This window comes from Streptomyces durmitorensis, from assembly GCF_023498005.1.
Classification (GTDB): domain Bacteria; phylum Actinomycetota; class Actinomycetes; order Streptomycetales; family Streptomycetaceae; genus Streptomyces; species Streptomyces durmitorensis.
On the sequence record NZ_CP097289.1, the window covers coordinates 2449163 to 2473432 of the forward strand.

A 24270-nucleotide genomic window follows, 5' to 3' on the forward strand; every position below is an offset into this window, starting at 1 on the left:
CATGTCACACCCCGAGCCGCGTACGCCCCACAACGTCGCGGAGCTCATCGACGCCGTCCTGGCGGGCGATTACGGACCCGACCCCAAGGACCTCTCCGTCACCAGCGCGTTCTGGCTGTACAACACCACCCGCCTCGCGGGCAGCCAAGTGACGTACCACAACCACTACTTGCTGCTCCGGGTCGGCACGGCGTTCGGTGCCTGCTCCTTCGAGGCCGGTGAACTCGCCCCGGACTTCTGCGAGAACGCCTCGGGCCACACCCTCGACAAGCTCCTGCGCGCCGAGTCCACCCCCGTACGCATCGCCGCGCTCGACGCCTATCTCGCGCAGGTGAGCCCGCACCGTGACGCCGCGGGAGCCGAGCGCGTCACGCTGCCCACCGGCACCCCCGAGGTCCGGGCCATGGCCCGCGACGCCGCCATCGCCGGGCTGCTCGACATCGAGCCGGGCGCGAAGGTGGCCCTCATCGGCGTGGTCAACCCGCTCGTCGCGGCGATACGTGAGCGGGGCGGCGTCTGTCTGCCCTGCGACCTCAATCTCCGCACGACCCAGTGGGGCGACCAGATCACCGACGACATGACCGAGGTCTTGAAGGAAGCCGACGCCGTGGTCGCCACCGGCATGACACTGAGCAACGGCACCTTCGACCTGATCCTCGCGCACTGCCGCGAGCACGAGGTGCCGCTGGTGGTGTACGCGCAGAGCGGCAGCGCCGTGGCCCGCGCGTTCCTGCCCGCGGGGGTCACCGGCCTGTCCGCCGAGCCCTTCGCGTTCTCCCAGTTCAGCGCCGACGAGACGCCCCTCTACCGCTACCGGGAGGCGGCGTGAGCGTCGACTCCAAGGGCTCCGACGTGGCTTCCCGGGCCCCTGCCGACGACGAGGCGATACCGGGCGACCTGCGGATGGCCCGCGCGCTGTGGCCGGTCCTGGTCGCGTCCGCGGTCGGTCTGCTGCCGTTCACCGTTTTCAGCACCTACCTCGTCCCCATGGCCAAGGACGCCGACAGCAGCGTCGCCACGCTGGGCGGCCTGCGCGGACTCGGCGGTCTCGCCGCCCTGTTGGTGGGCACCGCGCTCGCCCCGCTGATCGACCGGGTGCGCAAGGAGTGGGCCGCCGCGGGCGGACTCGCCGCGCTGGGCGTGTCCGCCGCCCTCGGCGCGAGCGGGGACTTCATCCTGCTGGCCGTGTTCTGCCTGCTCGTCGGCGCGAGTACGTCGGTCCTGAACCCGGCGCTGACGGCGGCCGCCGCCGACCGCTTCGGCTCCGGGAAGGCCGCAGGCCGCGCGGCGACGCTCGTCACGGCGACCCAGTCGATGACGGCGATGCTGGCGGCGCCTGTCATCGCGCTGCCCGCCCTGTTCTGGGGCTGGCAGGGCGACCTGTTCGCCGTGACCGCGGTGTCGCTGCTCCTGGCCGCCGTCTTCTTCGTACGCGGCAAGGACAAGCCGGTCGAGGAGCAGGACGCGGGTCAACGCCTGGGCTACATAGCCTCGTTCAAGGCGCTCGGGGCGCTCCCCGGAGTCGTGCCGCTGCTGCTCATCGCCCTGCTGCGCACGGCCGTGTTCATGGGCTACCTCTCCTACCTCGCGGCCTACTACGACGACCGGTTCGCACTCGACCCCGGGCTCTTCGCGTTCGTGTGGACGCTCAGCGGAGCCTCGTTCTTCGTGAGCAATCTCCTCACGGGACGGATCACGAACTCCGCCGAGCCGCGGATCGGCACCGAACGGATGCTGGCCATCGGCCTGGTCGCCGCGCTCGTCTCGGTCGTGGGCTTCTACTTCACGCACTGGCTGCCGCTCGCGCTCGCCATGACGTCCCTGCACGCGGCCAGCCACGCCGTGGTGGCCGCGTGCGTGGTCAGCCTGCTCGTCCGGCGCTGCGGAACCCAGCGGGGCGCGGCCCTGAGCGTGAACGCCGCGGGGATGAGCCTCGGGGTCTTCGTGGGCGCGGGCCTGGGCGGACTCGGCCTCGGCCTCGCCGGCTATCCGGGGATCGCAGCGGCCTTCGGGGCGCTGGTGGTCGCGGCGCTGGTGGCGGCGGGACTCGTGCTGAGGGCAGGGCCGGTGGATGGGGACCCGGCGGACGGAAGTTCGGCGGACGGGGCCCCGCCGGACTGAGGTTCAGCGGACGGGGCTCTGGCGGACGGGGCTCCGGCTGACGGGAGTTCGGCGGACGGGACCCTGGCGGACGGAAGTTCGGCTGACGAGGCTCCGGCCGACGGGAATTCGGCTGACGAGGCTCCGGCCGACGGAAGTTCGGCTGACGAGGCTCCGGCCGACGGGAATTCGGCTGACGAGGCTCCGGCCGACGGAGGTTCAGCGGACGAGGCCCCGGCGGACGGAAGTTCGGCGGACGGGGCCCCGGCGGACGGAAGTTCACCTGACGAGGCCCCGGCGGACGGGAATTCGGCTGACGAGGCCCCGGCGGACGGGAATTCGGCTGACGAGGCCCCGGCGGACGGAAGTTCACCTGACGAGGCCCCGGCGGACGGGAATTCGGCTGACGAGGCTCCGGCGAAGGGAGCCGGGGCCACCGCTTGACCCTCGCGGGCGGCCGTCCACCCCCTGTCCTGGCAGCGGGCGAACGGCCTCGTCCAAGACTGCCGCGCTCCGGCCACCTCGCTCCGGCCACCTCACCGAGCCGCTTCGAACCGACCCGTCTCACCCGTCTCGCCCGTCCCACCCGGCTCACCCACCCCCTGGGTCCACCCCATAGCGCCGCCCATTGATCCCGCCCGACTCGAAAGGCGCGACCACCATGACCCCGCCGCCCGCGATCTCCTCTACGGCCGCCGTTGCCCTGGCGCCCGAAACGCCCCCTCCGGATCCCCCGGCCAAGGGCGTGCGGACCCGGCTCGCCTCGCGGGCGGGCCTGGCAACAGCGTGCGCCGTACTGCTCGTCGCCCTCCTCGTCTCCGTCGTCGTGGCCATCGGCCTCGGCTCCGCCGTCGTCACGCCGGGCGACACCGCCCGGCTGCTGTGGGCCGCGATGAGCGGCGGGAGCATCGATGCCGATGAGGTGACGACGTATCAGATCATCTGGCAGATCCGCACACCTCGCGTGCTCCTGGCGGCACTTGTGGGCGCGGGCCTCAGCGCGGTCGGCGTCGCCATCCAGGCGTTGGTGCGCAATGCCCTCGCCGATCCCTTCGTCCTGGGCGTCTCCTCCGGGGCGTCGGTCGGCGCGGTCGGCGTCACGGTCACGGGCGGGCTCGCGGCGCTCGGCATCTACGCGGTGTCGGCGGGGGCGTTCATCGGCGCGCTCGTCGCCTCCGTTCTCGTGTACGTCGCCTCCGCGAGCCGCGGCGGCGGGCTCTCGCCGCTGCGGCTCGTCCTGACGGGCGTGGCCATGGCGCTCGGCTTCCAGGCCGTGATGAGCGTGATCATCTACTTCGCGCCGGACAGCGAGGCGACCAGCATGGTCCTGTACTGGACGATGGGCAGCTTCGGCGCCGCCAGTTGGGGCGCCCTACCCGTCGTGGCCGCCTGCGTGCTGCTCGGCCTCGCCGTGCTGTACCGGTACAGCCGGGCGCTCGACGTCCTGGCGCTCGGCGACGAGACCGCGACGAGCCTGGGCATCAGCCCCGACCGGCACCGCAAGGGCCTGCTCCTGCTCGCCTCCCTCATCACCGGGGTGATGGTCGCCGTGAGCGGGGCGATCAGCTTCGTCGGCCTGGTCATGCCCCATCTCGTACGCATGGTGGTCGGCGCCACGCATGCGCGGGTCCTTGCCGTCGCACCGCTGGTCGGAGCGGTGTTCATGGTCTGGGTCGACCTCGTGTCGCGGACGCTCGTGGCGCCGCGCGAGCTGCCGCTCGGGGTCATCACGGCGCTGGTCGGGGTGCCGGTGTTCATCGCGCTGATGCGGCGCAAGGGCTATATGTTCGGGGGTCGTTGAGATGGAACTCGCACTCGACGGGCTGTCCGTGACGATCGACGGCAAACTCCTCGTCCGCGACCTGTCCCTCGCGGTGGGCGACGGCCAGATCGTGGGCCTGGTCGGCCCGAACGGCAGCGGGAAGTCCACCGCCCTCAAATGCGTCTACCGCGCGCTCCGCCCCAGCTCCGGCGTGGTCAGGGTGGGCGACGACGACCTCTCACGGCTGACCCCACGCCGCAGCGCGCAGGTCGTCGCCGCGATGGCCCAGGACGGCGCGGTGGACCTCGACTTCACGGTGGCGGAGGTCGTGGCCCTGGGCCGCGCGCCCCATCTGCGCGGGAACCAGGCACTCGGCGCGCGCGAACGGGACCTGTGCGCGCGGACGATGGCCCGTCTCGACCTGACCCGCCTCGCCGACCGCGGCGTACTCACCCTGTCGGGCGGTGAACGCCAACGCGTTCTCCTTGCAAGGGCGTTGGTGCAGGAGCCGCGGATCCTGGTCCTCGACGAACCGACCAACCACCTCGACGTGCGCCACCAGATCGAGCTCCTCTCGCTCCTGAAGGGCTCGGGCCTCACCGTCCTCGTGGTGCTGCACGACCTGAACCTCGCGGCGGCCGCGTGCGACCGCATCGGGGTGCTGTCCCAGGGTGCGCTGGTGGCCGCCGGAACGCCGGAAGAGGTGCTGACCACGGGGCTCGTCGACGAGGTGTTCGGCGTCAAGGCCAGCGTGATCAGCCACCCCCTGACCGGCGACCCCCAGCTCCTCTACGCACTGAGCCCCTCGCCCCCCCTCTGAACACCGAAAGGCACCACCAGGCCATGCCCAGAACCCGTACACGCACACATACACGCACACGTACACGCACCGCCGTCGGATCCGCGCTCGCGGCCGCCCTGCTGCTCGGCGGCTGCGGCGCCGAGGTCGACGCGGACCCCAAGTCCGCGGGCCCCTCCGAGAAGACCACCGTCAAGCGCTGCGGCGAGCCGGTCACGTACAAGACCCCGCAGCGCGCGGTGGTCTACGAGGGCGGCAGCGCGGACAAGATGTTCAGCCTCGGCCTGACCGAGCACGTCCAGGGTTATGTGATGCCACCGGCCAACCCGCCGGTGAGCGAGTCCCCTTGGGCGTCGGAGTACGCCAAGGTGAAGATGCTCAGCGACGACCTGCTCAACAAGGAGCTCGTCGTGGAGGCCAAGTCGGACTTCGTGGTCGCCGGCTGGAACTCGGGCTTCAGCGACCAGCGGGGCATCACCCCGCAGATCCTGGACAAGCTCGGCATCCAGAGCTTCATGCACACGGAGAGCTGCTTCAACTACCCCAAGTACCCGCAGAAGGTCACCCCGTTCAAGGCCCTGTACTCGGACCTGGACCGTCTGGGCAGGATCTTCCACGTCGAGAAGAAGGCGGACGAGGTCGTGGGCGACCTCAAGAAGCGCGTGACGGCCGTAGAGTCCAAGGCCCCCAAGGGCGGCGCCCCGGTCCCGGTCTTCCTCTACGACTCCGGCACGGACCAGCCCTTCACGGCGGGCAGCCAGGTCCCGCCCAACGACATCATCAAGTCCGCGGGCGGCAAGAACATCTTCGACGGCCTGGACGAGCGGTGGACCCAGGTGAACTGGGAGGCCGTCGCCAAGGCCGAGCCCGAGGTCGTCATCATCTTCGACTACGGCGACATGCCCGCCAAGAAGAAGATCGACTTCCTGAAGAAGTCCCCGCACACCAAGGAACTGCCCGCCGTGAAGAAGAACAACTTCTTCGTGCTCGACTACAACGAGGGCATCAGCGGGCCGCGCAACATCGACGGCCTGGAGAAGTTCGGGAAGTACGTGCGGGAACTGAAGCGGTGAAGCCGGCCGCGACTCACTGAGCCTCGTCTCACCGAGTCGCGCCTCACTGAGCCTCGTCGAGGGCGCCCGTCAGGCGGCCGAGGAGGCCCTGCAGGACAAGGACCTCCTCGACCGTCATGCCGGTCGAGGCGAGGATCCGGCGCGGCACGGGCAGGGCACGCTCACGCAGCTCCACTCCGCCCTCGGTCAGCTGGACGGTGACGGAGCGCTCATCGGCGGCACTGCGCTCACGCCGTACGAGCCCCGCGGTCTCCAGCCGCTTCAGGAGCGGTGAGAGCGTCCCGGAGTCCAGGCGCAGCCGCTCGCCGATCGCCTTGACGGGCTGCGGGCCGCTCTCCCAGAGCACCAGCATCACCAGGTACTGGGGATAGGTGAGGCCCAGGTCCTTGAGGGCATCGCGGTAGACGCCGCCGAAGGCGCGCGAGGCGGCGTGCAGCGAGAAGCAGACCTGGTGGTCGAGGCGGAGGAGCTCGGCGTCGGGCAGTCCCGGTTCCGTGGTCGGCGATGGCGTCATGGATCCAGGGTACCTGCCACACGCCATTCAGTTGTGCACAACTAAATCGTGTGCAACCATTACTGACGTGACCGAGCGAACGAACCCCGTTCATCTCGTTCGTCGACCGAGGGAAGAGGACACCCCCATGAACGCGCTGTACACCGCCGTCGCCACCGCCAATGGCCGCGAGGGCCGCGCCGTCAGCTCCGACGGCCAGATCGACCTCGCGCTCGCCATGCCGCCCGCCCTCGGCGGCAACGGCCAGGGCACCAACCCCGAGCAGCTCTTCGCCGCCGGGTACGCGGCCTGCTTCGCCAGCGCGATGGGCGCGGTCGCCCGTGAGATGAAGGTCGACACCAAGGACGTCTCGGTGACCGCCGAGGTCTCCATCGGCAAGGACGGCGCGGGCTTCGGCCTCGCGGTCGTGATGCGCGTGGAGCTGCCGGACTCCCTGGCGGGCGAGACCGGTCAGCAGCTGGTCGAGGCGACGCACGCGTACTGCCCGTACTCCAAGGCCACGCGCGGCAACATCGAGGTCGAGCTCGTCATCGAGTAGGGATCGAACAAGAGAGGGCCGGACGGCGGGTACCGTAGAGGTACCGATCTCATGGGCCTCCTGGTGGGCTGCGTGAACCCCAGGAGGCCCAGCATGACGACGAACCGCGGACGCAAGGACGTGATCCGGAACCGGATGACGTCGACCGGCGAGTCGTACAACGTCGCCGCCCGCAACCTCAAGGCCATGAAGGACATGGGCGCCACCCGCGAGGCCGTCGTCACGCAGCGCTGGCAGCCCGCCGAGACCCTGGACGTGCCGTGCCCCTGCGGCGGCACCTGCGAGCCCGGCGAGAAGTGCGACCACTGCCACGCCCGCCACCGCCACGTGGCCCGCTACCCCGGCAGCCGCACCGAGGTCGAGACCTGGGTCGACTGCTACGACTGCATGGGCTGCTCGTCCTCGTACACGATCACCGTCGTCCTGCCCGGCCGCCCGTGGGGCGTCGCCGAGACGGTGATCCAGGGCGCGTCCGCCGAGCCGGTGATCCGCGCCACGGTCTTCCCGGGCGTGAAGCACCCGCTGCTGCGTCCCGAGACGCCGGACGAGGACTGAGCCCCGCCGGGCTCCCTGAGCGGGGTCCGGAGCGTGTCCGGTATCCGAATATGGCTGACCGGCATCTGACCGGTTTCCTCCCTTGACGGTGGGTCGTCCCACCTTCAATATCAGGCAACGCACATCGCGCCACACACCTCACCTCACGCTCAGCGCAGCTCCAGCGCCCTGCGGCATCCGCGTCGCAGGGCGTCAGTACGTTCCGTCCCCCTCGCTGTTCGGAATTCGGAGCCCCACATGAGAATCTCCAGACCCGCCATGCCCCGCGCCATAAGACGGGCCACCGCAGGCGTCGCCACCCTCGCCGCGGCAGGGCTGATCGCCGTCACCGCGCCGACCGCCCTCGCGGCCCCGTCCCCGACGCTCGCGGCCCCCGACATCCCGCTCGCCAACGTCAAGGCGCACCTGACGCAGTTCCAGTCCATCGCCACGGCCAACGGCGGCAACCGCGCCCACGGACGCCCCGGCTACAAGGCATCGATCGACTACGCGAAGGCCAAGCTGGACGCGGCCGGTTTCACCACCACCGTGCAGCAGTTCACCTCCAGCGGCGCCACCGGCTACAACCTCATCGCGGACTGGCCGGGCGGCGACCCGAACAAGGTCCTGATGGCGGGCGCCCACCTCGACAGCGTCACCTCTGGCCCCGGCATCAACGACAACGGCTCGGGCTCGGCCGGTGTCCTGGAGACCGCGCTCGCCGTCTCGCGCGCGCAGCTGCAGCCGACCAAGCACCTGCGGTTCGCCTGGTGGGGCGCGGAGGAGCTGGGCCTGATCGGGTCGAAGTACTACGTCAACAACCTTCCCGCCACCGAGCGTTCGAAGGTCTCCGGCTATCTCAACTTCGACATGATCGGCTCCCCGAACCCGGGCTACTTCGTCTACGACGACGACCCCACCATCGAGAAGACCTTCAAGGACTTCTACGCGGGTCTGAACGTCCCCACGGAGATAGAGACCGAGGGCGACGGCCGCTCCGACCACGCCAGCTTCAAGAACGTGGGCATCCCGGTCGGCGGCCTCTTCACCGGCGCGAGCCGTACGAAGTCCAGCGCCCAGGCCCAGAAGTGGGGCGGCACGGCGGGCCAGGCCTTCGACCGCTGCTACCACTCGTCCTGCGACACCACGGCGAACATCAACGACACCGCCCTGGACCGCAACAGCGACGCCATCGCCCACGCCGTCTGGACCCTGGGCACGGAGACTCCCGTCCCGCCCGGTGACTCGTACGAGAACACCACGGACGTCGCCATCCCGGACAACGGCGCGGCCGTGACCTCGACGGTGAACGTCACCGGCCGCACGGGCAACGCCCCGGCCACCCTCAAGGCGGACGTCGACATCCGGCACACCTGGCGCGGCGACGTGGTCGTCGACCTGCTCGCCCCGGACGGCACGGCCTACCGCCTGAAGAACTCCAGCAGCAACGACTCGGCCGACAACGTCATCGCGACGTACACGGTCAACGCGTCGAGCGAGGCGGCGAACGGCGCCTGGAAGCTGCGGGTGCAGGACGTGGCGGCGCAGGACACCGGCTACATCAACAGCTGGAAGCTGACGTTCTGACCCCGCTCCGTCCGGCGGTGGCTCCCGCGTCTACCCGGCGTCGGGAGCTCCCGCCTCCCGCGGACCCGACACGACCCGCGCCGCCAGATCCAGGAACGCCTCCGCCGTGCGTCCTCTGAGGCGGGCGAGTTCCTTGGCGCGGTGTTCGGAGAGGTGGAGGTCGAAGGGGATGAGGACGGTGCCGGCGCACGCGTCGGTGAAGCGCTCCTCGACCTCCGTGTCCCGCAGGGGCTTGTCGATGCCGCCGAGGCGGGACGCGACGATCAGGGCCTGGCCGGCCAGTTCCTCGCGACCCCGCTCGCGCAGGTCGTCGAGGAGCTCGGCGGCGGCCGTCACGGAGTAGGTCGAGGTCGTGCAGCAGACGATCAGACGGTCGGCCATGTCCAGGGCCACGTCGAGCGCCGGGTCCCGCGGCGGCGCCGCCCAGTCGGTCAGCATCACGGGGTAGTGGCGGGCCGTCATCGTGAGGATGCGGCGGTACTCCTCGGCGTAGGCCGGGCTGCGGACGGCGTAGCTGGCCCGGTGCGCGAGGATTTCAAGGCCCGAGGGGGCGAGGCTGGTCAGGCGGCGGATGTCGGCGTGGCCCGCGTCCATCGGCAGCCTGGTGAGATCGCGGGGTGTCGCGGTGTTCTGCCGGACCAGGTAGCCGTTCAGGTCACCGCTGACCGGGGCGCCGTCCATGGCGAGGACCGGCTCGCCGCGCACCGCCACGAACAGCGAGCCCAGCATGAACGTGGTGGTGGACCGGCCGCAGCTCGGGTGGGCGCCGACCACGATGACGCGTCTGCTGTACGTGAGGGGGCGGCGGGCCAGGGACAGGCGGTTCTCGTGCGCGGCGCGGGCGCCTCCGATCCCCAGGTCCACGCGGAGGCTGCGACGGCCGATCCGGGAAGCGGCCGGAGCGCTCTGCTCGCTCGCCGTGGTCTGCAGGGGCGGGCGCGGAGGCACGCGGCCGGAGGAGGCCGCCGGCTGTCCGGAGGGCTTCCCGTCGCCGCGCATGGCCTGCGCGATCGCGACGTACCGGGCCAGCCTGTCGGCGACCGAGGCTGCGGTGGGCCGCCTGCCCGGGTCCGCGTCCAGGCACTGCTTGACCATGTCGCGAAGGGGCTGCCAGGTGGTGCCCTGCCAGAGCTGCATGCCGTCGGGCAGGCCGGGCAGGGAGGTCTGCCGCTTGCTGCTGATCAACCGCAGCAGTTCGCCGAGGGACTTGACGTTGTCCTCTCGCGTCGGCGCGGCTCCCGCACCGGAGAACTCACCGTCCACGACGCAGTCCGAGAGGCCGACGAGCACCACGGACCGTTCCAGGACCATCACCGAGTCCGGGGTGAGACCGGCCGGAACCAGCCCGTTGAGATGGCAGATGCTCAGCGCGCTCGCCAGGTGCCAGGCGAGCAGCAGGCTGGTGAGGATGTCGAACGCGGAGGTGCCTTCCGGCGTTTCGTACGCGAGGAGTTCATTGAGCCGGGGCGGCTGCAGATCCGTGTTCCCGGGGGCCGCGACCAGCCGCATGGCGAGCCAGGCGGGGCGGTCGTCGAGTCCGGAGGCCAGGAGCTCGGGGGCGTAGCGCCCGTTCATCCGGCGCAGCGCCTCGGCCTCGGTGATCAGCAACTGCTCGGTGGCCACGGGCAGATCGGGACGTGCCACCCGCAGGGCCGCCTCGCCGCCGCTGTCGTCCCGGCCTCGGTAGACCAAGGTGCGGGTGCCTGCCCTGCGGCCGAGCAGCTGAAAGCGGCCGAGGCGCTTGGGATCCTGCGGGGTCAAGGGTGCCCACGGCTCCGCACGGGGCCCGTCCGGCGCGTCGAAGGCCGGGACACGGGGCTGCGCCGCCACGCCGAACCGTGCGAGGAGCCGGCGTTCGACCGCGGTGAAGGAATGGAAGGCGGCGGGCACCGTGTCCGCTCCTTCGGGGTGGGTGAGCCAGGCGGGGAAGTCCGGTGAGCGGCCGGCCAGTTGTTCCAGGCGCCGGCCGATGGCCCGCCCGGTGCGGAGCAGTTCGGAGCTGGGCACGGCGTCGAGGAGCGCGGTCTTGCTCTCCTCCGTGAAGTCGAAGATGCGGTGCTTCGCGGGCAGCGGCCCCGGCACGGGAGCCGGGTACGGGTGCATCAGACCCCCCAGGAAGACCTCGGCCAGCTGCGCGGCCGGGGCCCGCCAGGGCACGGCGGACTGCACGAGCCGCATGACGGGCACGGACAGCGGGGAGACGGCGGCCAGATGCGCGGCCAGCCGGTACGCCTCCGGGGATGCCGCGTCACGGAAGTGCTGGATGCCGCGGACCTCGCGCCCCGGGGTGATCGGCGCGAGCCGCTGCGGGCGGGCCAGGAGGGGCAGTTCGACGGTGGTGCCCGGCGAGGTGAGCAGCAGCGACCAGTCCCGCAGCGACTCCGCCACCGGTTCGAGGACGGGGATGGGCACGCCGGAGAAGTCGGCGACGCCCACGGGCAGCACCCGGTCGGTGATCTCCCACGACGTGTTGGCGCCGCCGGTCCTGCGGGTGGTGGCCTGCCAGCGGTCGGCCTGGATGCCGGAGCCGTCCCACAGCGCGGGCGGCAGGGTGTGGAGCACCGCCACCGGACCTCTGGTGGCCCACTCCAGCAGAGTGTCGTGCATGGTGCCGCGCCGCCAGGCGCTGCCGAGGCCGTCGCTGACGACGAGGACCAGTGTCTGTCCGGTCGGGTCGAGCAGGGTGCTCGGCGACATGGTGGAGCCGCCGCTGTCGAAGGGCCTGCCGTGCAGGACCGGGGTGTCGGCGCCACGGGTGTCGAGACCGAGGACCCGGATGGAGCGGAAGGCGGCCAGGCGTTGCAGCGCGGTGCGCAGATCGGCGGCGAGCCGGTGCCACAGGAGCATCGAGAGGCCGCCGTCGACGACAAGGGCCAGATGCAGCCAGCGTTCACGCGCCGGACGCATGACCACATCGGGCAGCCGCGTCTCGGCCAGCGCCGCCGCGGTGGCTGCCTCGTCCAGTTCCTGACGCCACCTGCTGGGCCGCTTGCGCTTCAGCGGGCGCAGCGCGCGTCCGATGAGCAGCTCCTGCCGCAGCGCCTTGTCCTCGGGGACACGCAGGGGAAGGGCGGGCTGTTCCTCGTCCGCCGGCAGGGGCGCGGGGCGGTCGGGAACAAGAGGGGGCAGGGACGCGGCGTGCAGCTCGGGCGTGGTGAGGTCGGGCAGGTCGTCGTCGGGCGTGGCCGGTTCGGGGGGTTCGCCGTCGTCCTCGGCCGGTTCGGACGCCTCGCCGTGCGGGGACGGCTCCGGGCGGCTGTGCGCGCGGCGGCTCGCACGTTCCAGCGGCAGCTCTCCGGGGCCGTCGGTCAGGCGGTGGGCCAGCCACAGCACGTCCAGGACTTCTTGCGCGTCGAGGCTCTGCCCAGCCGCCTTGAGGACCCGCAGGGCGGTGGCCAGGGTGTCGTCCCTGCGGTCCACGGTCAGAGGGTTCCCGTCAGCTGGTGGAGCACCGCGTCCAGCAGCCCTTCGGCGTCCAGGTCCACTCCCCCTGCCCGCAGGAACACCGCGTTGAGCAGCTGGTCGGTGGCGAGTTCGCCGGGTGCCCGGCGGCGCAGGAACGCCTGTAGCAGGTCGTCGACCTCCAGGAGCGCTCCGTCCCCCAGGTGCGCCGAGACGATGGCGCGCAGCCGGTCCTCGTCCGGGACCGGAAGGTCGAGCCGGATGCAGCGGCGCAGGAAGGCGGGCGGGAAGTCGCGCTCGCCGTTGCTGGTGATGACGACGACGGGGAACTCGACGCACTGCACCCGGCCCTGCTCGACGGCGACCGAGCCGTGGTGGTCCGCCGTCAGGACGTCGACGGTCGCCATCTCCTCGGGCAGCCGGGCCAGTTCGGGTATCTCGAAGACGCCCTCCTCGAAGACGGTCAGCAGATCGTTCGGCAGGTCGACGTCGCCCTTGTCCATCTCGTCGACGAGCAGCGCCCGAGGTGTGCCGGTCGGGGCGAGGGCCGTGCCCAGAGCACCGAGCCGGATGAAGTTGCCGATGGAGGGCTCGCGGTCTCCGCGGTCACGGCTGAGGGTGGTCTCCCTCAGGCGTCCGATGGCGTCGTACTGGTAGAGGGCGTCCTGCACGCTGGAGCGGCTGTTGACCGGCCAGCGCAACAGCTCGCCGAGGCTGAGTTCGTGCGCGACGGCCCGCGCGAGCGAGGACTTGCCGGTGCCCGCGGGACCTGTCACCAGGAGCGGCCTGCGCAGATGCAGTGCCGCGTTGACCACGTCCGCGTGCTCCCGGGCGATCAGATAGGGCAGCGGCGCCGCCGATCCGTCCGGCGGGCTGAACCGGCGCCAGGGCGGGGCGGGCGGCATGGTGACGGGGCGCGGCATGCCGTCGCCGCGGAAGATCCGCCAGCTGCCGTTGGAGTCCGTGCTCATGTTCCCTCCTGGGGCTCGGACAGATGCAGTTGCGGAACCGTGCGGTCCGGGTCGGCCCAGGCGAGGACCGGTCGTCCGGGAAAGGCGCGGGGCTGGTGCACCGTCTTGGCGCGGTACGACCGCACGCCTTCGGGGAGTTCACGGGTGGTCACGCCGCTCATCCGCTCCACGGCGTGGGACTCGCGCCCGAGGCCCCGGTCCCACACGACCACCGGGATCCCGACCACCAGGCATGCCTGCACGACCTCGTCGCGCAGCCGCGGCGGGACGTCCACCGCGACGCGCACGGCGTCCGCGTGGTCCATCAACGCGCCGTAGATCTCGCGCCGTCCCAGCGACTCGTCGGCGAACAACAGGGAGACGCCCGTGTCGAGCTGGCGCCAGCGGCGGCGCCAGTCAGGGAGAAAACGTTCGTTGCGGCGCAGGAGTTCCGGACAGTTGACGACCAGTGGGTACTCCGCGCCGATGACCCCCGGCACCAGATCGTCGGGCCCGAAGCTCTCCCACTCGTCTATCGGCAGGTTCAGACCCGCCCGGTCGACCAGCGCCTCCACGAGGGGTCTTCGGTCGCTCGGCGAGGCCTGGTGCAGCGACTCCAGGACCCGCAGCAGCTCCCGCGCGGCCAGCGCCGCGCTGAACGTGACATCGCCCTCCGTCGACACCTGCCGGGGCCCGGCGCCCTCGTCGCACCAGACGCGCAGCCGGTAGCGGTCCTCACCGCTGCGGCTCACCTGCACCAACACCCGCAGTGGCACGTCCCGTTGACCCTGTGTCCTGGACCAGTCCACCGCGTCGGAACGGCGTTCGGCGAGGGCCGAGCGGGGGATGCCGAGCCGTTTGGCGACGCCGTCCGACCACATCCGCAGCCGTGCGCACTGCGCGGGCAGGCACAGGGCCGCCATGTACTCCATCACCCGCAGCAGGGCCGGAACCCGGAACCCCTCCCCGTCCGTGCGGCTGTCGCCCGGCAGGCATTCCAGGTGATCGAGATAGGCGTCGGTGGAGTCCGCCCCGGGGAAGGCGGCCGCCAGGGGCAGTGCGGCGCGCACCGCTTCCGGCAGCCGGGCCAGGGTGGCCGCGGGGACCCCCTTCAGCGCCTGGTGGAGTCTGCGGTGCTCGTCGGGCGAGAGCAGCCGGGGCACCGGGGAGAACTGTCCGGCGTCCAACAGCGGGCGGACGGCGGCGGGTTCGGGGCGCCGCAGCACTTCGGCGAGCGCCGCGAGCGCGCGGGGTTCGGTGACCAGGAGCTGGGCGAACTCCGCGGGAGTGGGGGCGGATTCGCCGCCCGGGTGGCCATATCCGCACCGGCGCGCGACGGCCCGCGCGTGGTCCCCGCGCAGCTCGGGTGAGGGCATGATGCCCTCGAGGAGTTCGGTGAGCACCGGTAACGCGGGATCGTCCGGGTCGGCCACGGCGACGTCGAGGAGGTCATCGGCGCCGACGGCCCGCAGTTCGGCCTCGATGCGCTGCCAGGGGATGCCCCAGCTGCGGCGCGAGAGGTGCTGGGAGCTGAAGGGCCTGGCCGCCCCGGTGACGGGGTCGGCGGGCGGCATGATGTGGGCGACCACCAGGCCCACGGCGGCATTGTCGGTGACCGACCAGAGCGGGCCGCCGCTGAAGGCGGGGCCGATGGCCATCCCGGTGGGCTCTCCGTCCACGTAACCGAGCAGGTCGTCACAGGTCTTGACCCGTACGTCGGCGAAGGAACTGCTCATGCCGCTGCCGTGCCAGGCCCGCAGCGACTGCCCCTGCACCATGGGCTGCCACAACGGCGAGGGGACAGCCTCGTGGGGCATCGAGTCGAGGCGCAGCACCGCGAGGTCGCCGAGCCATTCGTGATCGCTCTTCTCCTGCACCTCCGCCGCGCCGTCGAGACGGCGTGGCGGCACCCAATGGACCACCCTGGTCTCGTGGTTGACGGAGGCGGACGGCCCGCGCAGGGTCACGTGCACCGTCTCGCGACCGGGGTGCCGGGTCTCGAACGGCCTGCGCCCCAGGGCGTCGTTGACGACATGAGCACAGGTCAGCAGCCGGGTCGGGGTCAACAACACCCCGGCTCCCGCGGTCTTGACGTCGCGGGTGCGCAGCACCGAGACGACGCAGTGCCGCGGGTCGGCCGAGGGGGACCCGGCCTCGGTCAGGAACCAGCCCATGTCAGCCGGCCGACGCAGGGCGCTGCCACGTCGCCGAGACGGTGAGGTGGGCCTGCGCGCTGCCGCCGACGATGCCGAGCTTGAGATCCTGCCCGACCTGCACCCCGAACGTCACGCTCGCCTCCTGCGGGGGCCGTTCGGACTCCATCACCGCGTCATGGACCTCGCGGATGAGGGGACCCAGCGGGCGCAGGGTGGTGCGCAGCGCCTCGACGGCGAACGCGGCCACCGCGTCGCCGCCCCGTGACACCGGAACGCTGTGGCCCATGCCGTCGGGCAGGTCCCCGTCCGACTCCGGTTCCGGCACGGGCGGCTGTCCCTGGGCGGGGAACACCTCGAAACGGATGGCGGTCCCGTCGGCGAGTTCGAGCTCAGTGAAGTTGGGCACCTTCACATTGTGCCGATCAGCGACGACGGCGTACCGGGTTCGGCGGAAGCGGAGCAGTCGCCGCGGTTCTCGGCTCCCGAGCGGGCGACGACCCGGTGGCTCAGCCCTCCTCGGGCGCCAGCGTCAACGAGATCGAGTTGATGCAGTACCGCTGGTCCGTAGGCGTGGCATACCCCTCGCCCTCGAAGACGTGACCGAGGTGCGACCCGCACCGCGCGCAGCGGACCTCCGTGCGCACCATGCCGTGCGAGGAGTCCTGGAGCAGCTCGACCGCGTCCGTGTCCTTGGGGTCGAAGAAGCTCGGCCAGCCGCAGTGCGACTCGAACTTCTCCTCCGAGGTGAACAGCTCCGCCCCGCACGCACGACAGGAGTAGACACCCTTCGTCTTCGTGTCGGTGTACTCACCCACGAAGGCCGGTTCCGTCCCGGCCTGGCGCAGGACCGCGTACTCCGAGGGGCTGAGCTCCGCGCGCCACTGCTCGTCCGGCTTCTCGACGTCGTACGACATGAGACTGAACCCCTTAATGCTTCGACTTGCTACTTCGACAGCTCTGCCAGGATCTGCGGGCCGAGGTCCGTGACGTCGCCCGCTCCCATGGTGAGAACGAGATCGCCGGGCCTCGTCATTCCCGCGACGACCGCCGCTGCCTCCGTCTTGTCGTGCACGGCCCGTACGTCGGCGCCCGCCGCCACGGCCGCGTCGATGATCAGGGCGCTGGTGATGCCGGGGATCGGGTCCTCGCGGGCGGGGTAGATGTCGAGGACCACGGAGGCGTCCGCGAGGGCCAGGGCCTGGCCCATCTCCTTGCCCAGCTCCTGCGTGCGGGAGAAGAGGTGCGGCTGGAAGAGGACCAGGAGGCGCGAGTCGCCCGCGGAGGAGCGCATCGCCTCCAGGTCCGCGGTCATCTCCGTGGGGTGGTGCGCGTACGAGTCGATGACCTGGACGCCCTTCGCCTCGCCCTTGAGCTGGAGGCGGCGCTTGACGCCGGTGTACGAGCCGAGGGCGGACGCGAGGTTGTGCGCCGGGATGCCGAGCGCGATGCCCGCGGCCAGGGCGGCCACCGCGTTGTGGGCGTAGTGGCGGCCGGGGACCGAGACCGTGAAGGTCAGGAACTTGCCGTTGAGGATGACCGTGACCTCGCTGGTCAGGCCGCGCGGGGTGACCTTGTGGATCCGGAGGTCGGAGCCCTCGGACTCGCCGTACGTGACGACCTTCAGCTCGCCCAGGTCGCGCACGCGCCGCGTCAGCTCGGCCGCGCCGGACTGGTCCGCCGCGATCACCAGGGTGCCGCCGGGGACGATCTTGCCCGCGAAGGTCTCGAAGGACTCGTAGATCTCGTCCATCGACGCGTAGTTGGCGTGGTGGTCGAGCTCCACGTTCAGGACGATGGCGACCTCGGGCGCGTACTTGTGGAAGCTGCGGTCGCTCTCGTCCGCCTCGGCCACGAAGATGTCGCCCACGCCGTGCAGCGCGTTCGAGCCCGGGGCGTCCAGGTCGCCGCCGATCGCGTACGAGGGGTCGAGGCCGAGGGTGGAGAGGGTGACCGCGAGCATCGACGTCGTCGTGGTCTTGCCGTGCGTGCCGGCCACCGCGATCGGGCGCAGGCCCTCCATCAGGGAGGCCAGGGCGTCCGAGCGGTGCACGACCGGGATGCCGAGCTCGGTGGCGCGGGCCAGCTCGGGGTTGTCGGCGCGGATCGCGGAGGAGACGACCACGCAGGTCGCGTCGGAGGCGAGGTGCGCGGCGTCGTGGCCGATGTGGACCGTGGCGCCCAGGGTCCGCAGGGCCTCGGCCGTGGCCGACTCCCGCGCGTCACTGCCCGCGACCTTGGCGCCGCGCTGGGCGAGGATCTTGGCGATGCCCGACATTCCGGCGCCGCCGATGCCGATGAAGTGCGGTCGGTCCATGGCGGTGGGCAGGCCGGGTGCCATACGTGTGTCTCCCCAAGATCCAAGAGTTACGGCAGCTGAGCTGCTGAGCAGGGCCCAGACTATTGCCTCGGGCGGACAGCGGGCACATCTGCGCCCCGTAAGGGGCGCGGGGAACTGCGCGACCAGCCCCCACCGGCCCGCAGAGCCGTCACCGCAATTCCAGCGAAGCGCTCAGTCCTCCGTGTGCGAGAACAGCTTCAGGACGGGAACGCCCACCTTGTGCCGGGCACGAGACGCCCAGTCACGGTGGAAGAACTCTTCCACGTAGTGCGGGTCCGTCAGGACGATGACCTCGTCCGCGTCTGCCTCGTCGACCAGCTGCTTGAGCGCGTCGAGGGGGTGGTCCTCGATCAGCTGTCCCGTCGCCTCGCAGCCCGCCGCGTGCAGCGCCATCAGAGAGACCTCCAGCGCCTTCTGCGCGGGGGCCGTCGCGTCCTGCCCCTCCGGGACGTCCCCTTCCCTCGCCGCCTCGTCGAGCTCCCCCAGAGCCACGTCGTCGATGGCCCGCAGCAGGCGGTCAGCCTGATCGCCACGGGGCTGGAGCAGCACCCGGAAGGTGACCGTCTCGTCGCCGTGCAAGGTGGTGACGAACTCCACGTCGGCGGAGGTCAGGGCCTTCTCGATCATCAATACGCTTGTGAACACGACAGGCGCCCTTCTCATCCGTGGGCTGCCGAGAGTCTGTCTCGACAGGCCCCTGCGGAAACCATCCTGCCCCGTGGCCGCACGGGGTCTGCGACTTTTAGTGTGCCCAGCGGAAGCGAAACGGAACGGTCGATTCCGCTGATTGTCAGGTTCGACGGTATCGGGTGAAGAGGAACCCGGCCTCCTCCAGTACGGAAGCCAGAGCGAATCGTTCCGGCACCGCCACCGCGGACCCCCAGGCGATCCGCTGCGCGTCCCCCGCGGTGAGCATCGGGGACACCGTCCAGCAGAGCTCGTCCAGGGCGCCCGCCGCCACGAACTGGCCGAGCAGCCGGGGCCCGCCCTCCGTGAGCAGCCGGGTCAGGCCGCGCTCGGCCAGGGCGGGTGCGACCCGCTCGGGCTCGACCGCTGCCCCCTCCCCCGCGATCACCACCACGGCGCCCGCCTTCTCGGCCGCGGCGACCCGCTCGGCGGGCGCCGCCGCACCGGTCACCACGAGCGTGGGCACCGGCGGCGCGGTGAAGAGCGGAAGAGTGAAATCCAGGTCGAGGCTCGCGCTGACCACGGCGATCGCGGGCGCCACCGTCTGCCCGGCGGCCGCCCTGCGCTCGGCGAAGGCCTCACGCGCGCGTGCCGGGCGGTAACCCTCCTGGCGGACCGTTTCCGCACCCACGACCACGGCGTCGGCGATCCCGCGCAGGGTGCCGAAGATCCGCATGTCCGTGGCGTTCGAGATGGGCTGCGACCGGCCGTCGTGCTGGGCCGCCCCGTCGAGCGTGGACACCATGTTGGCGCGCAGCCAGGCGCCGCCGCCCGAGGGATAGGCATACGCGTCGGCCAGCTCCCCCAGCCCCCACTCTCGTACTGATGTTTCGTCTGTCTGGTCGGTCACAGGGAACAGGCGTCGCATGTCCAGCAGTCTTGCACGGCGCTTAGAGTTAGGAACCGTGTCGTCCTCCACCGCCGCCCCCGGGCAGAGCCCCATAGCCGAAGCGGCTCCCCTGTCGCTGTGCGCCCGTGCGCCCCATGTCCCCGCCGACCGTCTGGTCGCCGAGATGGTGCCGCCCCCGCGCTTCGACTCCGTCCGCTTCGATACGTACATCCCGGACCCGAACCAGCCGAGCCAGACCGAGGCCGTGCGGGTCCTGAGCGGCTTCGCGGCCGGGCTCGGCGGGGCGCACGCGTCCGGCGCGGGCAAGCGCCGCTGGTTCCAGAAGAAGGCGGCCGCCCCCACGGGCCCTCGTGGCGTCTACCTCGACGGCGGCTACGGCGTGGGCAAGACCCACCTCCTCGCCTCCCTCTGGCACGCGACGCCCGCCGCGCCCGAGCAGAAGGCGTTCGGCACCTTCGTCGAGCTGACGAACCTGGTCGGGGCGCTCGGCTTCCAGCAGACCGTGCGCACGCTCAGCGGGCACCGGCTGCTCTGCATCGACGAGTTCGAGCTCGACGACCCGGGCGACACGGTGCTCGTGTCCTCGCTGCTCGCGCGGCTCGTCGAGGAGGGCGTCGCGCTCGCCGCGACCTCGAACACGCTGCCGGGCAAGCTCGGCGAGGGCCGGTTCGCCTCCGCCGACTTCCTGCGCGAGATCCAGGGCCTGTCCACCCACTTCCGGTCGCTGCGCATCGACGGCGAGGACTACCGCCACCGGGGTCTTCCGGAGGCTCCGGCTCCGTACTCGGACGAGCAGGTCACCAAGGCCGCGTACGCGACCGAGGGCGCGAGCCTCGACGACTTCCCGCTGCTGCTCGACCACCTCGCGCGCGTCCACCCCAGCCGGTACGGAGCGCTCACCGACGGGCTCCACGCCGTCTGCCTCACCGATGTGACGCCGGTCCCCGACCAGTCGACCGCGCTGCGTCTCGTGGTGCTCGCCGACCGGCTGTACGACCGCGAGGTCCCTGTGCTCGCCTCGGGTGTCCCCTTCGACCAGCTGTTCAGCGAGGAGATGCTGAACGGCGGCTACCGGAAGAAGTACTTCCGGGCGATCTCGCGGCTCACGGCGCTCGCGCGGGACGCGAAGGGACTCGTGCGGCCGTAGCGACTCGCCTCTACGCGCGTGGTTCCCGCACGCCTGGGCGCGTGGTACACACATCCGGTCATGTTCCTGTCCGCCAGCAGGAGGTCGACCGTAATGTCCACGACACGACGTCAAGTACTAGCTCGTACCGGTGCGGTGGGTGCGGGTATCGCCTTCACCGGCGCGCTCTCGGAGCTCTTCGCCGGGAGCGCGGCCGCTCAGGGCAAGGCTGGGTACGGGCCGCTTGTGCCCGACCCCGCCGGTCTGCTCGATCTGCCGAAAGGTTTCCGCTACAAGGTCCTCTCGCGCGAGGGCGGCGACCTGCCGTCCGGTGAGGGAAAGGTGCCGAGCAACTTCGACGGCATGGACGCCTTCCGCGGCAAGCACGGCGGCGTCCACCTCGTCCGCAACCACGAGAACCGCCACAACGGCAGAACCCCCGTGCCCACGGTCAAGGGCCTCACCTACGACCCGATGGGCAAGGGCGGCTGTACGGCGCTCTCGCTCGACCGCCACAACAACGTCCTGAGCGAGCGCGTGGCGATCGCCGGGACCGCGGTCAACTGCGCCGGCGGGCCCACCCCTTGGGGCACCTGGCTCACCTGCGAGGAGACCGAGGACAAGGCCGGCACGAACGGCTACACCAAGGACCACGGCTTCATCTTCGAGGTCGACCCCGTCGACCCGCACCGCACCGGAGCCGTGCCGCTCACCGCGATGGGCCGCTTCCAGCACGAGGCGATCGCCGTCGACCCCAGGCGCGGTGTCGTCTACGAGACCGAGGACGCCTTCCTCAAGCCCTTCGGCCTCTTCTACCGCTTCCTGCCCAAGAAGCCCGAGGGAGGCCGCGGTTCACTCCGCGCGGGCGGCAAGCTCCAGGCCATGCGGGTGCCGGGCGTGCCCGACCTGTCCGCGATCCAGGAGACGGGGGCGTGCTTCGAGGGCATCGAGTGGGTCGACGTACCTGACCCGCTGGCCGCTCAAACACCCATCAGGAACCAGGACTTCGGCCCCAAGGGCATCACGCACGCGCAGAAGCTGGAGGGCTGCTACTGGGGCGGGAAGTCCGTCTACTTCGTGTCGTCGTTCGCGCACAGCGCGGAGGGCTCGGCGGGCGACCACTTCGGCCAGATCTGGCGCTACGACCCCTCCGAGCGCCGCCTCACCCTCGTGATCGTCTTCGGCCCGAGCACCGACATCCAGCTGCCCGGCGAGTCCCCGGACAACATCTGCCTCGCCCCCAGCGGAGGTCTGATGGTGGCCGAGGACGGTGACGGCGCGCAGCACGTGTACGGCCTGACGCGCCGCGGAGAGGTCTACACGATGGCCCGCGGCCGGCAGAACATCGGCACTCCGGAGAAGCCCGAGTGGGGCGAGTTCGCGGGCGTCTCGTTCTCGCCGGACCACGACACGATGTACGTCAACTGCTACAACCCCGGCACGACGTTCGCCGTGACGGGGCCGTGGCACAGGACCTGACCTGACCTGACGCGGGGTGCGTGGCGGTAGGCCGCCACGCACCCCGTGGGTCGGTCCGCGACCGCTAGGAACCGATCAGCGGGTGGTGGTCGGACAGGTTGGTGTACGTGTACTGCTTGCCCCAGCTGGAGACCGTCCAGGGCGCGCTCTGCTCCTTGACCACCTCGTTGTGCCAGCTCGCGGGGCGGGCGTGGCCCTTGCGGTGCAGGACGTAGTCCAGGTCCTCGCGCGGGTCGTCCGGGTAGCGCTCGGCGGCGATGGAGTTGTCCTGGGTGTCGAAGGAGTACGGGTGGCCCGTGCGGCCGTCGGCGGGCGCGAAGCCGCCGTCGGCGAGCATGGAGGCGTACTCGTCGCTGTGCGAGTCGACGTTGAAGTCGCCCGCCACGACGACCTGTTCGCCCGCCGGGATGTTCTTGGCGTCCAGGAAGGCGTCCATCTCCTTGAACTGCGTGGCACGGGTCGCGGCCGCCTCGCCGGAGCCGCAGCCCGGGTCGGTGGACTGGGTGTGGGTGCCGACGACGTGCACCTTCGTGCCGTTGACGTCCAACTGGGCATAGACGAAGCCCTTGTTGGAGTAGGAGTCGGAGCCGCAGGCCTCCTTGTAGACGTACTGCTCCTTGCGCACAATCGGCCACTTGCTCAGGACCGTGACGCCGCCGTCCTCCGGGGACACCGAGGAGTACGCGCCGCCGGTGGCGTCCCAGCCGTCCTTGCTCCGGCCCATGACCGGGGTCTGGTGCGGGTAGCGGTCCGCGGCGTTGGCCATCAGCGCGGCGGACGAGGAGTTGTCGAAGGCCTCCTGGAGGACGACCACGTCCTTGCCCTGGAAGAAGTCCGCGGCCGGTATGGCCTTGGCGCGGTGGTCCTGGCCCCAGTTCGGGTAGAGGTTCTTGCTGAAGAGGAACGCGTTGTACGAGAGCACCTTGAGTGCGGGAGTGTCGACAGAGGCGGCAGGCGCGTCGGCGGTCGCGGACGGGGCGACGGCGGCGAGCGTGGCCGCGGCGAGCACGGTGGTGATCGCGGCGGCGTGAGTCCTGCGCAGCGCTGGGTGCGGCACTGAATCTCCTGGGAGTGGGGGGTTGTTGTGCGGATGCACGTGATGTGACGGATGGGGATGTGACTGATGTGGCGCCGCAATCCAATCAGCCGTGATTACTTCTGGGGATACTTCACGTGAACAAAGAAGTCGCGGCGGGAGCGTGACGTTTTTGTGTGTCCCGCCAAGACTGAAACGCGCGACCCCGGTGGCGGCGGGGAGGGGTCCCGCCGGCCCCGGGGATCAGAGATCGGCGAGCGTGCTCTCCACCGTGTCGAGCAGCGCCTGCCGGTCGTCCTGGACGCGGGCGATGACGCGAAGGCCGTAGTACGTGCTCTGCACGCGGCGCGCTACGGCCGCCGCGTCGGCCGTGGAGCGGAGCTCGCCCGTGCGCCGACCGGTCGCCACGACCGTGCGCAGCTCCTCCTCCACCCGGTCGAAGGTGCGCCGGACCGCGTCCTTGACCTCCGGGTCGAGCCCGCCGATCTCGACGGCCGCGTTGATCGCGAAGCAGCCGCGCCCGTCCGCCTCGTCGAGATCGGCGTCCACGGCGTGGACCATCATGTCCCGCAGCCGCTGCTTCGCCGTTCCTTCGCCTCGCAGGATCTCGATCTGCTCGGCGGTGCTGGTCTCGTAGTAACGCTGCAGGGCGCGCAGATAGAGCTGACGCTTGCCGCCGAAGGTGTTGTAGAGGCTGGAGGGGCCGAGCCCGGTGCTGTCGCACAGCGCGCGCGTGGACGTGCCCTCGTAGCCATGACGCCAGAACGTCTCCATGGCCGCGGTGACGACGCGGTCCTCGTCGAACTCTCGTGGCCTGGCCATGGCCCCCACAGTACGGGTTTTGGAACATGCGTACAAAATATCGCCCGTGGCTGGCTACGCGAGAGCGCCGATGCCCTCGATCTCGATCATCCACTCGGGATCGGCGAGCGCGGCGACCTGGACGAACGACTCCGCCGGGAAGGGCGGTACGTAGAACTCCTGACGGAGAGCGGCGAAGACGTCCTGATGGGCCATGTCGGTGACGAAGACCGTGAGCTTCACGGCCTTGTCCAGTCGGGATCCGGCGTTCGTCAGGACGATGGACAGATTGGCCAGCGCCCGGCGGGCCTGCGCCTCGAAGTCCCCGGCGCCCACCGTGACGCCGCGCTCGTCGACCGGGGCCTGCCCCGAGGCGAAGACAAGGTCTCCGACGCGGATGCCGAGCGAGATTCCGGCGGAGGCGTACCAGTCGGGGTCGGCGGTGACGCGGGTGCGTGCGGCGGTGCCTGCGGAGGTGCCTGGTGCGGGGATCTGCGACATGTCGTATCTCTTGTCTCTCGTCCTGCTCATCGGGTCG

The 24270-nt window shown here is 71.1% G+C and carries 22 protein-coding genes; 10 read left to right on the forward strand and 12 right to left on the reverse strand.

Translation table 11 applies throughout. The annotated features are described in order from the left end of the window. Window position 1: 1 nt before the first annotated feature. The 5 genes from M4V62_RS11100 to M4V62_RS11120 all read left to right on the forward strand — a co-directional run bounded on the left by M4V62_RS11100 (window position 2) and on the right by M4V62_RS11120 (window position 5734). The gene (locus tag M4V62_RS11100) at window positions 2–829 is read left to right on the forward strand and encodes a Rossmann-like domain-containing protein (RefSeq protein WP_249587084.1); all 828 of its coding nucleotides are present in this window, start codon (window positions 2–4) and stop codon (window positions 827–829) included. After that, window positions 826–2121, forward strand: a complete 1296-nt coding sequence (locus M4V62_RS11105; RefSeq protein ID WP_249587085.1) for an MFS transporter — start codon at window positions 826–828, stop codon at window positions 2119–2121. Before M4V62_RS11100 ends, M4V62_RS11105 begins: the two co-directional genes overlap by 4 nt. A 640-nt stretch (window positions 2122–2761) precedes the next feature. Next, window positions 2762–3901: a FecCD family ABC transporter permease gene (locus tag M4V62_RS11110; protein ID WP_249587086.1), complete on the forward strand. Its 1140-nt coding sequence runs from the start codon at window positions 2762–2764 to the stop codon at window positions 3899–3901. A gap of 1 nt (window position 3902) precedes the next feature. Further along, on the forward strand, window positions 3903–4682 hold the full coding sequence (locus tag M4V62_RS11115) for an ABC transporter ATP-binding protein (RefSeq protein WP_249587087.1): 780 nt from the start codon (window positions 3903–3905) through the stop codon (window positions 4680–4682). A gap of 23 nt (window positions 4683–4705) precedes the next feature. Continuing rightward, a complete protein-coding gene (locus M4V62_RS11120; protein WP_249587088.1) occupies window positions 4706–5734 on the forward strand; it encodes an ABC transporter substrate-binding protein in 1029 nt (342 codons plus the stop codon). Between the two features lie 43 nt (window positions 5735–5777). Here M4V62_RS11120 and M4V62_RS11125 read toward each other — a convergent pair whose 3' ends face one another. Then, on the reverse strand, window positions 5778–6248 hold the full coding sequence (locus M4V62_RS11125) for a MarR family winged helix-turn-helix transcriptional regulator (protein WP_249587089.1): 471 nt from the start codon (window positions 6246–6248) through the stop codon (window positions 5778–5780). Between the two features lie 127 nt (window positions 6249–6375). Between M4V62_RS11125 and M4V62_RS11130 the strand changes: the two genes are divergently transcribed. The 3 genes from M4V62_RS11130 (at window position 6376) to M4V62_RS11140 (ending at window position 8907) form a co-directional block, all read left to right on the forward strand. Continuing rightward, entirely contained in the window at window positions 6376–6786 is a 411-nt protein-coding gene (locus tag M4V62_RS11130) for an organic hydroperoxide resistance protein (RefSeq protein WP_249587090.1), read from the forward strand. A gap of 93 nt (window positions 6787–6879) precedes the next feature. Further along, window positions 6880–7341 carry a hypothetical protein gene (locus tag M4V62_RS11135; protein WP_249587091.1) on the forward strand — a complete coding sequence of 154 codons (462 nt, stop codon included), beginning with the start codon at window positions 6880–6882 and terminating at the stop codon, window positions 7339–7341. Window positions 7342–7599: 258 nt separating this feature from the next. Further along, a complete protein-coding gene (locus M4V62_RS11140; RefSeq protein WP_249592787.1) occupies window positions 7600–8907 on the forward strand; it encodes a M28 family metallopeptidase in 1308 nt (435 codons plus the stop codon). 30 nt (window positions 8908–8937) lie between these two features. Here M4V62_RS11140 and M4V62_RS11145 read toward each other — a convergent pair whose 3' ends face one another. From M4V62_RS11145 to M4V62_RS11180, 8 genes are all read right to left on the reverse strand, one after another. Beyond that, window positions 8938–12327 carry an SAV_2336 N-terminal domain-related protein gene (locus M4V62_RS11145; RefSeq protein WP_249587092.1) on the reverse strand — a complete coding sequence of 1130 codons (3390 nt, stop codon included), beginning with the start codon at window positions 12325–12327 and terminating at the stop codon, window positions 8938–8940. Window positions 12328–12329: 2 nt separating this feature from the next. Next, the gene (locus tag M4V62_RS11150; protein ID WP_249587093.1) at window positions 12330–13280 is read right to left on the reverse strand and encodes an AAA family ATPase; all 951 of its coding nucleotides are present in this window, start codon (window positions 13278–13280) and stop codon (window positions 12330–12332) included. Continuing rightward, window positions 13277–15433 (reverse strand): VMAP-C domain-containing protein, encoded by a 2157-nt coding sequence (locus tag M4V62_RS11155; RefSeq protein WP_249587094.1) that lies wholly within the window; start codon window positions 15431–15433, stop codon window positions 13277–13279. Before M4V62_RS11155 ends, M4V62_RS11150 begins: the two co-directional genes overlap by 4 nt. 1 nt (window position 15434) lies before the next feature. Further along, complete coding sequence (locus tag M4V62_RS11160; protein ID WP_249587095.1) at window positions 15435–15821, reverse strand: CU044_2847 family protein; 387 nt, start codon at window positions 15819–15821, stop codon at window positions 15435–15437. 100 nt (window positions 15822–15921) lie between these two features. Further along, entirely contained in the window at window positions 15922–16329 is a 408-nt protein-coding gene (gene msrB, locus M4V62_RS11165; protein ID WP_249587096.1) for a peptide-methionine (R)-S-oxide reductase MsrB, read from the reverse strand. A 29-nt stretch (window positions 16330–16358) separates the two neighbouring features. Further along, window positions 16359–17753 carry a UDP-N-acetylmuramate--L-alanine ligase gene (gene murC, locus M4V62_RS11170; protein ID WP_249587097.1) on the reverse strand — a complete coding sequence of 465 codons (1395 nt, stop codon included), beginning with the start codon at window positions 17751–17753 and terminating at the stop codon, window positions 16359–16361. A 171-nt stretch (window positions 17754–17924) separates the two neighbouring features. After that, window positions 17925–18398, reverse strand: coding sequence for an indole-3-glycerol phosphate synthase (locus tag M4V62_RS11175; RefSeq protein WP_249587098.1), 474 nt, complete (start codon window positions 18396–18398; stop codon window positions 17925–17927). A 145-nt stretch (window positions 18399–18543) separates the two neighbouring features. Beyond that, a complete protein-coding gene (locus tag M4V62_RS11180; RefSeq protein WP_249587099.1) occupies window positions 18544–19308 on the reverse strand; it encodes a pyrimidine reductase family protein in 765 nt (254 codons plus the stop codon). Window positions 19309–19345: 37 nt separating this feature from the next. On the opposite strand from M4V62_RS11180, the gene zapE reads away from it, so the two are divergent. Together zapE and M4V62_RS11190 are read left to right on the forward strand one after the other, a co-directional pair. Next, window positions 19346–20437, forward strand: a complete 1092-nt coding sequence (gene zapE, locus M4V62_RS11185; protein WP_249587100.1) for a cell division protein ZapE — start codon at window positions 19346–19348, stop codon at window positions 20435–20437. A gap of 93 nt (window positions 20438–20530) precedes the next feature. Continuing rightward, window positions 20531–21895, forward strand: coding sequence for an alkaline phosphatase PhoX (locus M4V62_RS11190; RefSeq protein WP_249587101.1), 1365 nt, complete (start codon window positions 20531–20533; stop codon window positions 21893–21895). A gap of 64 nt (window positions 21896–21959) precedes the next feature. Here M4V62_RS11190 and sph read toward each other — a convergent pair whose 3' ends face one another. The 3 genes from sph to M4V62_RS11205 form a co-directional block, all read right to left on the reverse strand. Next, a complete protein-coding gene (gene sph, locus M4V62_RS11195) occupies window positions 21960–22952 on the reverse strand; it encodes a sphingomyelin phosphodiesterase (protein WP_249587102.1) in 993 nt (330 codons plus the stop codon). 222 nt (window positions 22953–23174) lie between these two features. Next, window positions 23175–23753 (reverse strand): TetR/AcrR family transcriptional regulator, encoded by a 579-nt coding sequence (locus M4V62_RS11200; RefSeq protein WP_249587103.1) that lies wholly within the window; start codon window positions 23751–23753, stop codon window positions 23175–23177. 54 nt (window positions 23754–23807) lie between these two features. Then, window positions 23808–24263 carry a RidA family protein gene (locus tag M4V62_RS11205; RefSeq protein ID WP_249587104.1) on the reverse strand — a complete coding sequence of 152 codons (456 nt, stop codon included), beginning with the start codon at window positions 24261–24263 and terminating at the stop codon, window positions 23808–23810. Window positions 24264–24270: the final 7 nt, after the last annotated feature.